Genomic DNA, 15,559 nt, shown 5'->3' on the forward strand with positions numbered 1-15,559 from the left:
GGACACAGATTCCAGAAACCCCATCTTGCTGGGTCAGGTACGCGTTCCTACCATGGTTTCTTGCCTCTCATCCTCGACGGCACTAACGATACCTGATCTGGAATCTATGACTTTGACAATCACACGACGCGGCGCGATAGCTCTGGGAGCACAGGCAGTGCTGGTTGCAATGACGGCAGGCGCTGCTACGTTTGCCTCTGGTGCAACGCGCAGCTCCAGTAAAACTAAAGAGAACCCTCGGACTGGCAAGCAGTTTGACGTGGTGATCGTCGGTGGTGGATCTGCCGGTGCCGTCCTTGCAGCACGTCTCAGTGCCGACCCGCTGCGCAGTGTGCTGCTGCTCGACGCAGGTCCCGACTTTGCGCCCGACCGGTATCCAGCAGTGCTGACGAACGCCGACCTAGTTGCCGCTTCTCCCGAATACGACTGGCATTACCATAGTGACGACTCAGCTCGCATAGGTCACGACATAGCCATCCCACGCGGCCGAGTGATCGGTGGTAGCTCCGCGGTCAATGCTGCTGTGGCGATGCGTGCGCGTCCTGCCGACTTTGCGCGCTGGGCCGGCCGCGGAATCGACGGTTGGGCTTGGCCGGAAGTGCTGTCCGCCTACCGAGCGATGGAAAACACGCCCACTGGCGAAGATGCATGGCATGGCCGTACCGGCCCATTTCCAGTGCGTCAGCGCACTGCTGCGCAGAATACTGTCTCAATGCGTGCTTTTGTGGCGGCTGCCGAGTCAGTTGGACTGCCGCACGTGGATGACTTCAACGGCGCACGCCAGCACGGCGTAGGTCCCTACCCGTTGAATGTCATCAACGGCACCCGAATCAATACCGGCATGGCTTACCTGAGTGCAGACGTGCGGGCTCGCACCAACCTCACTATCCGCGGCCACGCTGAAGCCGACCGCGTCCTGATAGAACGAGAACGCGCCATAGGTGTATTGCTAGTAGACGGCGAGATGGTTCCAGCCGGCGAAGTGATCTTGTCGGCCGGTGCCATAGGCAGCCCCGCTATCCTGCTGCGCTCCGGTATAGGCCCACAAGGCCATCTTCGCGAGATGGGAATCGCCACCGTCGCTGATCTACCGGTAGGTGAACGGTTGCAAGAACATCCGTTTTTCTTCAACGTCTACGCGCTGAAGACCTCCGCAATTGCTATGACCCCAGCCGGCGGCGCCATCGCCTGGACTCGCTCGCAACACGCCGCACCGGACGATCTGGACTTACATATCTCCGGTACACACCTGATCGACCCAAAGGCAAGCCCTACCGGCGGTGCGATAGTGCTGGCATGCGCCGTCACATTACCTAAATCCAACGGTAGCGTACGCTTGACCAGCCGTGACCCCCGAGTTGCGCCGAACATTCGGTACAACTTTTTTGAACAGGAAAATGACTTGGATCGCATGGTCGAAGCAGTAGAACTGTCTCGCAAGATTGGCCGCAGTGCACCGTTTGCTGACTTGGTTGACCATGAAATGACACCGGGTAGCAGCGTACTTGAAGGCAAGGCTTTGCGACAAAACATCGTAAACAATGTCGCCGGCTATCAGCACCCCACGTCGAGCGTGCCGATGGGCGCGGACGGTGACAAGGCCGCCGTAGTCAACAATTGGGGCGCGGTGCGCGGTATCGCGGCGCTGCGTGTTGTGGATGCCTCTATCATCCCGGATATCCCGTCGGTGGCGACAAATCTTACTACGATCATGCTAGCCGAACGCATTAGTGCGCACCTAACTTTATAATTGACCCGAGCGCAGAGTGTTGGAGATATCTGGCGCTTGTAAAAAAATGTCCGCCCTAAAGAAAGGCTATTTATGATAGCCTTACCCATCACTTATATAAGTGTAATCACTACATAAGAAAGCTACAGCCAGGATATTAATGCCTTATATTAAAAATATTGAAATCCTGGAGAGTTATAGAGAAAAAAATAGCTTTCCATTCTATCTGCCTTCAATTCAATCAATTAGCAAGATCGAGCTCCACCCCACAATAAATTTTTTCGTTGGCGAAAACGGTAGTGGTAAGTCAACCTTGCTTGAGGCTATTGCACTGTCATGTGGCTTCAATCATGAGGGAGGCAGTAAGAATTTTAGATTTTCTTCCAGCGATGAAAACTCTTTACTGTCTAAGGCATTGCGTTTGTCACGCACAGCGAAGCGACCTCGAGATGGCTATTTTTATCGCGCAGAAAGTTTCTATAATGTAATTACCGAGATGAACAATTTGGATTGCGGGCCTGGCGGGCCACCCATTAAGGACTCATACGGGGGTAACGATCTTCATACGAGGTCTCATGGCGAGGCTTTTATGGATCTGATTTTACATCGATTCAGAGGAAACGGATTGTATTTGCTAGACGAGCCTGAATCTGCGCTATCTCCCCAACGTCAACTATCTCTGCTCGTTCGTATAGCTGAACTCGCAAAACAGCAGTCTCAGTTTATCATTGCAACGCACTCACCGGTTTTAATTGCTTATCCCGGCGCAAGAATTTGGGAGTTTACCGAGATTGGATTGGTAGAAAAGCATTATACAGATACGGAGAATTATCTCATCATGAAAAGTTACTTTTCTAATGCTGAAGGTTTTATGAGTAAGTTGTTTGATGAGAATCATGATATTTAGATCATCCAGATGCTGAAAAAGTCAGCGCTTAGAGAATATATAGAATTTTTCTGGTGCACAAAAAAATAATTGTTGGCGATCGCGCATCAATAGATATTACGACAGCGTCGCCTTGGTTAGGGTAGATAAAGGTGCCACGGGTTTCGACGGTGGCTTTGAAGCTGGCTGACGGAGGCTCCTGTACAATCGATAGGGTCACCCCCTCCCCCCTTTACTTCGCAATTTTTGTGTTCTCGAGTTAGGGGGCTAATAAACCCGTGAATCGACTTACCGTCTTTAAGGGCAGGTATCAGACAGGTCTGCAGTTGAATGAGACGCAGATAGTACAAAATACGATCACGCCCGCTTTGGCCGACTTCGACCCTTCGCGACAGACAAATTCGGTCAGAAGCGTTCGGTTGTGTCACCTGGACGCGCACAGCTTTGGTTCGCAAACGGTCGCTCATGATGACCGCTTTTGGCCGACTCTGTTGAAAACAGTCGGCATCGAATTCCACGCTAAAAAAGTACACGCCTGAGATGAAATCTGAATTTTTGGCAGAAGGTTCAGTACCCGGATTTTACGTAACAGCGGGCACCAGAGGTGTTTTCATCCCTCAATATTCGAGTGTTTTGGGAAAACTGACTTTTTCAACACAATCGGCCAATAGCATTCATTGCTTAGGCGGTGAATCGTACGCTGCGGACGCCTGAATTGATCAGGGTCAGAATCTCTCCTTCACCGCCAAATTGATAAAGCACAAGCCCATGATTTTACTGGATAAAGTCTGGGTTTCGTGGTTTTTTACGTACTAAAAACGGGCCTAGGGGACCGCCATGGTAACGGCGCACTATTTTGGTGCGAAATGACGAGCGTGGTGACATGGCTTGAAAATCGCCTAGCGCACATCATTTAATTACTAATATGGGCGATCAGTGCCCACAGCGTTATCTGATCAGGAGAGGGACGTGTATGGATAAGCTCGGTGAGCGACTTAGGGAAGAGCGCCAGCGATTGAGGTACACGCAGGCTGCTTTCGCTGCAGTGGGGGGTGTCTTGGCAAATGCGCAGCATAAATATGAGGCGGGTTTACGAAGCCCGAGCGCGGTGTACCTTGCGCGCTTAGCTGAGATTGAAGTTGATCTTTTGTACGTGTTGACGGGGCGCCGCTCACATCGGCGTCATTATGCCGGAGTGCGCGCACTAATCCATTAAAAAGCGAGGGTATTACCTGTACAAATGAGCGTACAGTCGTCATTAGATCGTTAATCAGCGGTGAGAGCGTAGGACGAATTATGATCGACGACGGAAACCATGCTCATGCAGGCAGTCGAAAAGCGTTTTGTCTGCTCGCAGATATTGGAACGGCAGCCACGCGGATCGAAGCAATCAAACTTGAGTATTCATCTCATGCCCTTCTATGGGACCTTGAGGCTCACGGGGCGCTGGCCCAACTCGACTCAGCCAACCTTGGAGTTGTCTTCCGGATGGCGCTTGAAAAGCGTCTGCATGAACTGACGTTTATATAAGTTAGTACAGACGCCAGGCAGGACTGGGTTGCCTGGCTGCAGGCCTTCATCTCGCAAATCTCAATGTAGAGTCTATGAGCTGCGCAGTTTTTTAGAGATTGCGTTCAGCTCCTCCCATGGCCTGTACTTGTTTTTCTCGTAGCTACATCCTTTGGCGTGGGAAAACACCTGAGTGCCCTCATTTTCTTGCTGCTGTGAATTGCAGGACTTGCAGAATACGACGTTGTTAGAAATTCGCCATCGGCTGCTCCAGTCGAGCAAATCGTCTTTGGCTGACATAGAAACCCTCTACAAAATATTACATATTGTAGAAGATACGGGAATCCGATTTTTGTTCCGTTGAATTTCGAAAATATCTTTTACATACAACCACTTCTGATAACACCGCCTATGTTCAAAAGGCCCCCATTCCTGAAGCCAGTGCGGTTTTTGTGTGGGCAGGTGGAAACCATTACCCGCTGCGCCGGTAGAAGAACACCCACGACGGTGATTTTACGCTGCTCATCGTCCGCACTCGTGTTCAGTTCGGAAAGAGTCTTGGGGAACGTGTGTATACCTGGATCCGAACTCTTGGCAACGTATCGGTAGCGACGTGATAGACGATTTTGATTTCGTGCATTCAGAAGTCATATGCATCGCAAAGCATGGCCATCAGTTCAGTCGCCAGAGTGGCCGCTTCTTGTCGATATTCGTTATTCCAGGCGCATGACCAATCATTCGGCCTGCCCTGATGTCCCATTGCGCCAATGCAGCCCCATTGATGATTTCCAGTTCGAACCAAACACGCTGCCAAGTGACGGCGTCCCGGACCAAAGTGGCGTCTTGCGAATGGACGGAAGCGGACCACTGCGAATGACGCCGCCCAACGCTTACCGTTTTCGTATTGGTACAGTTCGGCGTACTGAGTGGAGTTGACGATGCGTATCCACGCGGGGTTAAGCTCGTTTTCTGGGGCTGTGAAGTGCTCGGAGTGGGGGAAATACTGGCAGCCTGCGAACGGCGGCAGCGTTGGCAGAGCGTATCGACATGGTGCCTGTCCTTTTGCGGAGTGATGGTAGGGACGACGAGAAAGCAGGTGCATTGCGTAACCGGTGAAATTTTGTTGGGGCCGTTAGCGCGCATGATTATTTTTATGCGAAGGCAACTGCCTGGCAATCTGCCGTCCTGAGGGGTGGTGGTCGGCCAATTGCTGCCTTTCGTGGCATACAGCTCTCGACCCAAAGCGGCCGCTCGAGGCAGGCTGAAGTTGGTCGTTTGCTGTACTTCACATTAGCCAGATCCACCCTAGGAGTGCCTCGTCTTTTCAGGGATTACTAGGTGGCAGAGATCTGGTCTGTTGGCGCTGCCCCTAGATTGAACTAGCTCCCGACGCAAGACTGCCCATCTTCAAACCTGCAAAAATAAACCACAGACAGTGATTTACGAGGAGTCAAATGGGGCAGAGAAATCTCAGCAACTGGGTCACCACGGCATCGGCGTCAACAATTACGCATCTGTAGCATAGCAATAGGCCAGCCCTATGCCGATAACTTGCGATCAAGGCAATTGCTCGGTCACTGATAGATCCCACCAAGTCTTAAAGATTTTCAGAGCCGCCATATTGCTACTCGCCTCATTGATCGCCATGTAATAACCCCGTGCAGTGCGATGCTCCAGATCCAATGGCTGAACCAACTGCCCGCTGTCGATATAGCTCTTGAGCATCCCGACGCAAGCGAGCCCGATACCCCGTCCCGACAATGTGGCATGGATCTGCTGTGCGTAATTGTTGTAGGCAAAGCGCGACGGCGGCAGCGGTCCCTCATAGCCCATTTGACTCAACCAGGTCGACCAGTCCACTACCGGCCAGTTGAAGCCCCGCCAGTGTTCGTGATCCAGATGCAATAGTCGCTCACCTACAAGGTGTTCCAGGCTCTCGATACGTTTGCCTTGCAGGTAAGCGGGGCTGCACAAGGGCACCATGTTCTCGTCAAAAAGCCGAGTCATTCGGATGTGTTGAGACTGGCCTTCATCACCGCAGGTGAACGCCACATCGATTTGTTCCTCGCGCAAACTCACCTCGCGGTCCAGTGCCAGGATGCGGATCGGCACTTCGGGATGCGCTTCCTGAAACGCCTCCAGGCGCGGCATCAGCCAGTACGTCGAAAATCCGATGGTGGCGGTGATGGTCAACGCTTCCTGAGTGCCGCTGCGAATATCGTTCGCGGTCTGGGCGATACGCTCAAGGCTCTGATCTACTGCAGCATAAAGCCTCCGACCGGAGGCCGTGAGGCTGACCCTGCGATGCTCGCGCACGAACAGATCATGGCCGAGAAAATCCTCGACCTGTCGTATCTGACGGCTAACCGCTGCTTGCGTGATGCAGATTTCATTGGCCGCTGCGGTAAAGCTCAAAAGACGCGCGGCCGCTTCGAAAATCACGAGGCCATTTAGAGGGGGAAGGCGACGCCGAAGTTTTTCCATTACCAGAAGTCATCCAAAGCTGATCAATTAATTGTTTGTTCCGCCGTCTCGATCATGGCCAGATAGCCATCAGGGCGGCAGGCACGCCCCCCATGCTTACGTTGCCCACTATTCGATCTGCCTCCGTGCCATTACCAAGCAGTATCTTAATTTTTGGAGATAAGCAAATGCGCGTAAAGCAAGCGTTCAAGGTTTTATTGGGTGTCTTAGCGTGTTCAGTGTTGCACGTGATGCCAGCCAGCGCTGAGCAGCCACCGATCCGAATCGGCTGGATCAATTGGGCAGACGCGGAGATCACCGCCAAGCTGGCAGCAAAAGTGATCGAGGATCAGACCGGTCGGTCGGTCAAGCTGGTCATGGCTGATCTGGGCATCCAGTTTCAGGCGCTGGCCAACAAGAATGTCGATGTCATTCCAATGGTGTGGCTGCCCGGCGCTCATAAATCCTACTGGGAGAAATACAGCAGTCAGGTGGAAGATCTCGGCGTGATATACGACGGAAAGATCGGCTGGGCCATACCCGATAGCATTCCAGCCAGTGAAGTGTCGAGCATTGAGGACCTGAATAAACCCGGCATCGCCGAGAAATTCGGTAATCGCATCCTCTCGGCCGAAGCCGGCAACGGTCAGTACAAATTGTCGGAAAAGGCGATCACCGAATACGGCCTGAAGGGCTACAAACTCTTGGCGTCTTCAGAGGCGGGCATGCTGTCTGAGCTTGCGCGAGATCAGAGTCGCGAAAAATGGTCGATCATCAACGCGTGGAACCCCCATTGGATGTTCGCCAAATGGAAGCTTCGCTACCTCATCGACTCGAAACAGATCTTTGGTGGCACCGAACACATTCACGTGGTTTCTCGTTTGGGCTTCACCAAGGACGAACCGAAGGTCGCCACATTCCTGCGGCACTACACGCTACCGCTGAGCGATCTGGAAGCGATGCAGATGGAGGCTAAGGACAGTTCCGCCGATAAGGTTGTGGACGCTTACTACCTCAAAAACAAAGCGCGCTTCGCTGCGATGTTCAATTGACCGGGGCACTACGCCCAGCCTGATGCTTCAACCCTTTTGAATCGACACCTAGCACACGGTCGCGCCGTTGTGACGCCTTCTTGTGCCCGCAATTCACTGCTTCAAAGGCAAACCCCACCATTCTGACCAGGAGATACATCATGAAAATGACAGATTTTAAAGTACTGACGTTCGACGTCGTTGGCACACTGATTAACTTCGAAGCTGGCATCCTTGCCGCAGTGCGCAATATTGGCGGGGCCAAGGCCCATGATATTTCGGATGACGCGATCTTCGATGCCTACAAGCGTGCCGATGATGTATATCGGGGGGAGATGCGTGCACCTAATCGCTTCATGTACACCATGAGCGACATCTACCAGGCTTTCGCTGCCGAACTGGGCTTGATCAGCGACAAGGCGGCAGGTGATCGTTTCCAGGCGTCGGTGGTGTCTTGGCCTGCCTTCGCCGACTCGGTGGATGCGTTGGCACGCCTGCGCAAGCATTTTCGTCTGGTGGCCATGACCAACGTCGACCGCACGTCGTTCTCGGCGTACCAGTACACACTGGGTCACCCGTTTCACGACAGCCTGACCTCGGAAGAGACCGGCGTTCACAAACCCGATCCGTTGTACTTCGCGTTCAACGAAGGGCGTCAATCGGCAGCAGGCTTCCAGAAGCGCGACATCCTGCATGTCGCTCAGAGCCAGTATCACGATATCGGCGTGGCGAGCGAAGCGGGTTACACAACCTGCTGGATTGAGCGTCGCCATGACATCGGAGGCTATGGCGCAACGCCGGTCCCTCCGAAAGTCACCAAGCCAGACTTCCATTTCCATTCGATGCAGCAGTTTGCAGATGCTGTCGAAGCGGAACTGGCTAACCCCGCCGCCGCCTTTTCTTAAGGACGCCCCGTCATGACTGCGCGCGCCCTGTTCCCAGATATAGCGTCACTGTGGCAGGAAACGGCCATCGATCCACCGGCCCTCAAGCCTTTGGAGGGAGATCATCAATACGATGTCGTGATCGTCGGTGGTGGCTACACCGGACTGTCTACAGCGAGGTATCTGGCCGCGAAAGGACTGTCTCCGATTGTGTTGGAGGCCAGCCGGATCGGATGGGGAGCGAGTGGTCGTAACGGAGGTGTGGTGTCGGCTAAATACCGCCTGCCTCTGAGCCGAGTCGCCGCGCGCCATGGCCTTGAGATGGCGCAGATCATGCGGCGGCTGTCCCTTGAGTCAGTGGAACACATCGAAAAGCTGGTGGCGGCTTACTCGCTGGAGGCTGCGCAGTATCGCAAGAATGGCAGCCTGCATTGCGCGCACAACGCGACTTCTCTGGAGTACTGCGCAAAGGAGGCGCATTGGTTGGCTGCCGAGCTGGGCGAGCGCTCTTTGCACGTTATGTCTGCCAGGCAGATGCAGGAAGAAACCGGCTCCCCAGACTTTGTCGGCGGGGTGCTGGACACTGGCGGAGGTCTGCTTCACCCGCTGAATTTCGCAAGAGGCTTTGCCCGTGGCCTGCAGGCAGAAGGAATAACGCTAAGTGAGTCATCACCTGTCACGGGTATACGCCGGGTTGCGAATGGCGTCGTAGTGCACACCTCGCACGGGACAGTCACCGCAAAGCAGGTGGTGTTGGCTACCAATGGATATTCCACGCTGACCTCTGCAACAGATGCAGTTCGCAAGTGTGTGGTGCCTTTTCGCTCAGCAATGTTGGCGACGGAGCCTCTGACAGGGCAGAAGCTGCAGTTGCTGAGGCATGCTCGCAGCTACACCGAAACCCGCCGAATGATGCGCTGGTTTCGCATGGCTGGCGACCGTCTGCTGTACGGCGGTCGCGGAGCTTTTGGTACCGATGATTCGAGTACCGCATACGAGGCGCTTCATAGGGCGATGATTAAGCAGTTCCCGACGTTGGCCGAGACTACGATCAGCCATCGATGGTCGGGGCTGGTGGCATTGACGGTCGACAGCGTGCCGCAGGTGGGGCGTCTGGATGACCGGATCGTGTATGCGATGGGCTACAACGGCACTGGTGTGGCGATGTCTTCGTACATCGGTATGCACGTGGCCGAGGTCGTCGCAGGAAGCACACCTGAGCTGGGATTGGTATGGGCGGACCGAGTTCGCCGTATCCCTTTTTATCCATTACGGGTGCCGGTGGTTCGGCTCGTTGCAGGCTGGTATCAGTTTCTGGATGCCATCGGGCGTTGATCCGGGTCTTCTTGTACAAACCATCTAATCAGGCAGCCCGTTTGCCTATGTATACGGAGGTGAAGACATGGTAGTGCTGTTGGAAAATGAAACCCATTGTTTAAAGCTCGGCGCTGATCTGACCGCCGAGTTAATGGTACTAAACGATGATCCACTCGCCATGTGGCTGGCCAGTTACATCGCGAGATTGATGCGCGAGTTGGAGCAAGCGCAGGATGCAGGCCATGTCGCGCGAGCCAGCAACGCTTGCGTGGACGCCATTCTGAAGCTCTGGGAGCACCGGGCATCGTTTCCCTCCCTGGGGCAGAACCGTTTCAGAAACGGCTCAGCCATCCACTCATCATTCAAATCGATCGGCTGCCCATGACGATAAAAATTATTGCTCAATCGTCTGCCGCACAGGGGTTGGAGTCTCTTGGCGCGCCTTCAAGTTCGCTGAGCACACCTGCCCAGAACATGAGTGGCATGGAGGTTCACCTTGAAGGTGCGTCTGAGAACAAAACGGGAATATGGGAATGCACCCCGGGACGATTTGAGCGTCAATTAATCGAAGCTGAGGTCATGCATATCCTGACGGGGGTTTGTACGTTTACACCCACTGATGGAGAACCTCTAGCTATAAAAGGCGGAGATACGCTGTTTTTTCCTCGAAATACCTCAGGTGTCTGGGAGATTCAGGAAACGCTGAGAAAGATCTATGTGGTGTTTAACCCCGCAGGTCCTACCTGACCTGATAACTGCGATCAGTCTCTATGGTCGGGACTTTTGGTTTTGACGGTCGACAGCGTACCCCAGGTGGTGCATCTGGATGATCGGGTCGTCTATGCGATGGGCTACAACGGCACGGGTGTGGCGATGTCTTCGTACATCGGCAAACACGTGGCTGAAGTAGTTACAGGAAGCACACCGGAGTTGGGGTAGATGTGGGCGGACCGAGCTCGCCCAATCCCTTTTTATCCATTACGGGTACTCGTGGTTCGGATCGTTGCGGGCTGGTATCAGTTTCTGAATGCCGTCGGACGTTGATCCGGGTCTTCTAGTACAAACCATCTGACACAGGCAAGCCGTTTGCCTGCGTATAAGGAGGTGAAGACATGGTCATGCTGTTGGAAAATGAAATCCATTGTTTAAAGCTCGGCGCTGATCTGACCGCCGATTTAATGGAACGAAACGACGATCCACTCACCAGGTGGCTAGCCAGTTACATCGCCTGGTTGATGCGCGAGCTTGAGGATGCTGAGGATGCAGGCCAGGTCGCGCGCGCCAGCAGCGCTTGCATGGATGCAATTCTGAAACTCTGGGAGCACCGGGCATCGCTTCCTTTCTGTCGGCAAGTCCATGCCAGAAACAGTCCTGCCACCCTCTCATTTGTATAGTTTGTTTGACGATTAAACGACAAAAAATCGCCCAATCCGATGTCGCGCAGAGCTTGTGATCTGTTGGTAGCCATTCTAGGTCGCTGAGTACGCCAGTGCAGAACCTGAAAGAAACTAAGGTCATCGAGCATACTCATAGATTTCCTAAAAACTAGGATTGGCCTTCTAGCAAGACTAATTATTAATCCAAAGACACTGCAAACACCGAAATCCATGCCCCAGTCAACCCAGGAGTCGAATCCATGAGCAGAACCCAGTACAAAATTGCAGTGATCCCCGGCGACGGCATTGGCAAGGAAGTTATGCCCGAAGGCGTGCGTGTGCTCGATGCGGTGGCTGCCCGGTTCAACCTCGAGCTGAAATGGGACTGGTTCGACTTCGCCAGCGCCGATTACTACCTGGCGCACGGCAAGATGATGCCGGACGACTGGTTCGACACCCTCAAGGGCTACGATGCGATCTACTTCGGTGCCGTGGGCTGGCCGGACGTGGTGCCTGACCATATTTCCCTGTGGGATTCGCTGCTGCAGTTCCGTCGTGAATTCGACCAGTACGTCAATCTGCGTCCCTGCCGTCTGATGCCCGGCGTGAAGGCGCCACTGGCGAACCGCAAGCCCGGCGACATCGATTTCTGGGTGGTGCGCGAGAATACCGAAGGCGAGTACTCCAGCGTCGGCGGCAAAATGTTCCCCGGGACCGATCGCGAAATCGTGCTGCAGGAAACCGTGATGACCCGCGTCGGCGTCGACCGTATCCTCAAGTTCGCCTACGACCTGGCGCAAAGCCGTCCGAAGAAGCACCTGACCTCGGCCACCAAATCCAACGGCATCGCGATCACCATGCCCTACTGGGATGAGCGCGTCGTGGAAATGGGCAAGAAATATCCGGACGTCAACGTCGACAAGTACCACATCGATATTCTTACGGCGAACTTTGTCCTGCACCCGGACTGGTTCGACGTGGTGGTGGCCAGCAACCTGTTCGGCGACATCCTTTCCGACCTGGGTCCGGCCTGCACCGGCACCATCGGCATTGCGCCCTCGGCCAACATCAACCCGGAACGCAACTTCCCGAGCCTGTTCGAGCCGGTGCATGGTTCGGCGCCCGACATCGCCGGAAAGGGCATCGCCAACCCGATCGGGCAGATCTGGTGCGGTGCGATGATGCTCGAGCACCTGGGCCATCCCGAAGCCGGCGCCGCCGTGCTGACAGCGATCGAAACCGTGCTTGCGATGGGTCCGGAGAATGCACCCTTGACCGCCGACATCGGTGGCACCGGCAACACTGAATCGCTGGGCAAGGCCATCACTGCTGCGGTCTGAAGCCGAGAATAGCGACATTAATTGCTGCCTCATTCTGGACGATGAGTTATCGGTTGAGCAGATGGGACAACGCATCTTCGATGCACATCCTGGAAGCGGCCTCAGGCGCCTCGACCAAGAGCGAGTTGTTGGAACTTGGGATCACGAGCTCGTGCCTGGGCATCGTCAGGTGATCCAAACCGCCTACACATATTAAGGAACCTCGGCATGAGCTTGAAACTGACTCGCACTGACCTGATCCGCACACAGAATTTCATCGCTGGTCGTTGGGCCACCAGAGATCCAAAGGCGCTGCTGACTGTCACTAACCCGGCTGACGACAGCTATATCGCCCAAGTGCCCGACAGCAACGCCATTGACGCGCGTGAAGCTGTCGATGCCGCTCATTCGGCTTTTGCTGCCTGGCGAAGCACCCCTGCCAAGCAGCGCGCGCAATTGATCAAACGCTGGAACGATCTAATTCTGGAGCATCAGGAAGACTTGGGCAGGCTCATATCGCTGGAGCAGGGAAAACCGCTCGCAGAGGGGCGCGGCGAAGTGATCTACGCCGCCAGCTATGTTGAGTGGTTCGCCGAGGAGGCGACGCGCTCTTATGGCGATGTGATCCCGACACCGGTCTCGGGTCGCCGCATGACTGCAATCAAGGAACCTGTTGGCGTGGTCGCAGCGATCACCCCCTGGAATTTTCCGGCGGCGATGATTGCCCGCAAGATCGCGCCAGCACTGGCAGCCGGTTGCACCGTCGTCTGCAAGCCCGCCGAAGACACGCCACTGACGTCCCTGGCGCTTGTGCGCCTGGCAGAAGAAGCAGGTTTTCCGGCAGGAACACTGAACATCGTCACCGCTTCGCGCGAACGTACCCCCGAAGTGGTAAACGCTTGGCTGGCGGATTCACGGGTGCGCAAAATAACCTTTACAGGGTCGACGCCAGTGGGCAAACATCTGGCCCGAATGTCAGCCGACACCCTGAAAAAGTGCTCGCTTGAACTGGGCGGCAATGCCCCATTCATTGTTTTTGACGATGCGGACCTCGATGCTGCAGTGGACGGCCTCATGGCCTCCAAATTTCGCAATGGCGGTCAGACCTGCGTGTGCCCCAATCGGATCTACGTGCAGAGCGCTGTTCATGATCAATTCGTGCAAAAGCTAGTAGCAAGAGTCAGTGCGCTGAAGGTTGGGCCAGCCTCCCACGGCGATTCTCAGATTGGTCCGATGATCAACGGGCGCGCCATCGACAAGATCGCCCGCCACGTGGATGACGCTGTTTCTAAAGGCGCAGAAATCGCCACTGGCGGTCGACGTATTCGCGATGCTGTCGCAGACGGTCCGAACTACTACGCGCCGACAGTGTTGATCAATGCGACCTCGCACATGGAACTCTGCAATGAAGAGACATTCGGCCCCGTGGCACCCATTTTCCGCTTCGCGACTGAAGCGCAAGTGATCGAACTGGCCAACGACACTCCATTCGGGTTGGCGGCCTACTTTTACACCCAGGATGTCAAACGCGTCTGGCACGTATCGGAGGCGCTGGAGTACGGCATCGTGGGCATCAACGAAGGAGCTATCGCCGCAGAGGCCGCGCCGTTTGGGGGTGTCAAAGAGTCGGGGTATGGCCGTGAGGGTTCACGTTACGGCCTGGAAGACTACATGCACATCAAATACTTGTGTCAGGGCGGCTTGAACTAGTTCCGACAACTGCACAGAGGCGTAAAGGTAGTCATGGGAAATCTCTATAAAACCGCGCTTTCGCGAGGCGATCTAATTGATCTTCATGAGGTAGGTGGTATCGTCCCGAGTCCAATCAGACTATCGAGCTGTCGTCCGCTATTGGGATCATAAACTTTAGTTTGAGTCTGCTCTTTACAGACGTCCGCTCTTGGCCGATTTTTGCCTGTCGTAGCGGGCAGCAATCGGCCGATTGTGTTGAAAAAGTCGGTTTTCCCAAAAACACTCGAATATTGATGGATGAAAACATCTATGTTGCCCGCTGCTACGTAAAATCCGAGTTTTGAACCTTCTGCCAAAAATTCAGATTTCAATCTCAGGCGCGTACTTTTCTGGCGTGGAATTCGAAGCCGACTTTTTCAACAGAATCGGCCAGAAGCGGACATACCGTGATCACTCTACAACCTTGGCGCTCTGTATCATATCAGCCACCGGAGCATCAACGCAGCGAGGAAAAATACTGAGTAGGCGGTTTACCCAGGGCTTTTTTGAACATCGTGATGAAGGCATTAACAGAGTCATATCCCAGAATGCCTGCCACACGTTGCACTGAAACCCCCTCCGCCAAATGACTCAGTGCGATCATCAAATGCAATTGTTGACGCCAGCGTCCGAAGCTCAGCCCGGTCGTGCTTTCTACAAGCCTGGCCAGCGTTCGTTCACTGGTTGCAAGCCGAGTGGCCCACTCGCGCAACGTGGTTCGGTCGCCTGGATCTGAGAAGAGCGTATCCGCGATTTGTTTGATCTTGGGGTGGTCTGATATCGGCAAATGCAGCTCTTTCAGCGGGGCATCGGAAAGCTGCTCAAGCAGCACTGCAACCAGCCGAGCTGTCTTGCCCTCGGAATGGTAAGCAGGTTCCTGTTCAGCGAGATGCAGGACCATCTCCCGAACAAGGGGCGTAATGGCAACCGTGCAGCATTCTTCAGGCATGGCTGCCGCACCGGGCTCAACGAACAGAAAGCAGGTCCGGGCGTTTGCGGTCACTCGGCAACTGTGCGGCGTGCCGCCAGGGATCCATACGGCGTGCTGGGGAGGGACAAGCCAGAGTGCATTTTGCACCTCACAGCTCACTGCGCCATGCAAAGACAGGATCAGCTGGCCTTTGCGATGATCATGCGGACGGGCACCCGAATCATTGAGGTCAGGCGCAACCTTGAGGGCAATCGCTGCCTGGGCGAAAAGGTCTGAATCGAAATCTTCCGGCGAGGAAACGACATTTTTTGAGCTTGGCATAATTTAGATATCAGGTGTCTTGATATCTATATTAGACGGTTCTGAAGTTCTCTACAGTTGTC

The 15,559-nt window shown here is 54.5% G+C and carries 14 protein-coding genes; 12 read left to right on the plus strand and 2 right to left on the minus strand.

The features are described from left to right. The first annotated feature begins 157 nt into the window (after positions 1-157). From CQ002_RS08120 to CQ002_RS08135, 4 genes are all read left to right on the plus strand, one after another. Complete coding sequence (locus CQ002_RS08120) at positions 158-1,750, plus strand: GMC family oxidoreductase (protein WP_234010439.1); 1,593 nt, start codon at positions 158-160, stop codon at positions 1,748-1,750. 139 nt (positions 1,751-1,889) lie between these two features. Further along, positions 1,890-2,636: an AAA family ATPase gene (locus CQ002_RS08125; protein WP_105162228.1), complete on the plus strand. Its 747-nt coding sequence runs from the start codon at positions 1,890-1,892 to the stop codon at positions 2,634-2,636. Between the two features lie 952 nt (positions 2,637-3,588). Beyond that, positions 3,589-3,831 (plus strand): helix-turn-helix domain-containing protein, encoded by a 243-nt coding sequence (locus tag CQ002_RS28780; RefSeq protein WP_105162227.1) that lies wholly within the window; start codon positions 3,589-3,591, stop codon positions 3,829-3,831. An 80-nt stretch (positions 3,832-3,911) separates the two neighbouring features. Beyond that, positions 3,912-4,145 carry a hypothetical protein gene (locus CQ002_RS08135; protein WP_105162226.1) on the plus strand — a complete coding sequence of 78 codons (234 nt, stop codon included), beginning with the start codon at positions 3,912-3,914 and terminating at the stop codon, positions 4,143-4,145. A 1,536-nt stretch (positions 4,146-5,681) separates the two neighbouring features. Here CQ002_RS08135 and CQ002_RS08150 read toward each other — a convergent pair. Beyond that, positions 5,682-6,608 (minus strand): LysR substrate-binding domain-containing protein, encoded by a 927-nt coding sequence (locus tag CQ002_RS08150; protein WP_065890976.1) that lies wholly within the window; start codon positions 6,606-6,608, stop codon positions 5,682-5,684. Between the two features lie 167 nt (positions 6,609-6,775). Between CQ002_RS08150 and CQ002_RS08155 the strand changes: the two genes are divergently transcribed. The 8 genes from CQ002_RS08155 (at position 6,776) to CQ002_RS08200 (ending at position 14,224) form a co-directional block, all read left to right on the plus strand. After that, positions 6,776-7,639 carry a glycine betaine ABC transporter substrate-binding protein gene (locus CQ002_RS08155; protein ID WP_105162225.1) on the plus strand — a complete coding sequence of 288 codons (864 nt, stop codon included), beginning with the start codon at positions 6,776-6,778 and terminating at the stop codon, positions 7,637-7,639. 140 nt (positions 7,640-7,779) lie between these two features. Continuing rightward, a complete protein-coding gene (locus tag CQ002_RS08160; protein WP_105162224.1) occupies positions 7,780-8,523 on the plus strand; it encodes an HAD-IA family hydrolase in 744 nt (247 codons plus the stop codon). 12 nt (positions 8,524-8,535) lie between these two features. Continuing rightward, positions 8,536-9,837 (plus strand): FAD-binding oxidoreductase, encoded by a 1,302-nt coding sequence (locus CQ002_RS08165; protein ID WP_105162223.1) that lies wholly within the window; start codon positions 8,536-8,538, stop codon positions 9,835-9,837. 67 nt (positions 9,838-9,904) lie between these two features. Then, a complete protein-coding gene (locus tag CQ002_RS08170; protein ID WP_105162222.1) occupies positions 9,905-10,204 on the plus strand; it encodes a hypothetical protein in 300 nt (99 codons plus the stop codon). Continuing rightward, the gene (locus CQ002_RS08175; RefSeq protein ID WP_105162221.1) at positions 10,201-10,566 is read left to right on the plus strand and encodes a cupin domain-containing protein; all 366 of its coding nucleotides are present in this window, start codon (positions 10,201-10,203) and stop codon (positions 10,564-10,566) included. Before CQ002_RS08170 ends, CQ002_RS08175 begins: the two co-directional genes overlap by 4 nt. A 365-nt stretch (positions 10,567-10,931) precedes the next feature. Beyond that, positions 10,932-11,213, plus strand: coding sequence for a hypothetical protein (locus tag CQ002_RS08185; RefSeq protein ID WP_105162220.1), 282 nt, complete (start codon positions 10,932-10,934; stop codon positions 11,211-11,213). Between the two features lie 242 nt (positions 11,214-11,455). After that, positions 11,456-12,535 (plus strand): tartrate dehydrogenase, encoded by a 1,080-nt coding sequence (locus tag CQ002_RS08190; RefSeq protein ID WP_105162219.1) that lies wholly within the window; start codon positions 11,456-11,458, stop codon positions 12,533-12,535. 207 nt (positions 12,536-12,742) lie between these two features. Beyond that, positions 12,743-14,224, plus strand: coding sequence for an NAD-dependent succinate-semialdehyde dehydrogenase (locus CQ002_RS08200; RefSeq protein WP_105162218.1), 1,482 nt, complete (start codon positions 12,743-12,745; stop codon positions 14,222-14,224). A gap of 478 nt (positions 14,225-14,702) precedes the next feature. Here CQ002_RS08200 and CQ002_RS08205 read toward each other — a convergent pair whose 3' ends face one another. Continuing rightward, on the minus strand, positions 14,703-15,497 hold the full coding sequence (locus tag CQ002_RS08205; protein ID WP_105162217.1) for a helix-turn-helix domain-containing protein: 795 nt from the start codon (positions 15,495-15,497) through the stop codon (positions 14,703-14,705). Positions 15,498-15,559: the final 62 nt, after the last annotated feature.

The sequence above is a fragment of the Pseudomonas sp. MYb13 genome, from assembly GCF_002980075.1.
Classification (GTDB): Bacteria; Pseudomonadota; Gammaproteobacteria; order Pseudomonadales; family Pseudomonadaceae; genus Aquipseudomonas; species Aquipseudomonas lurida.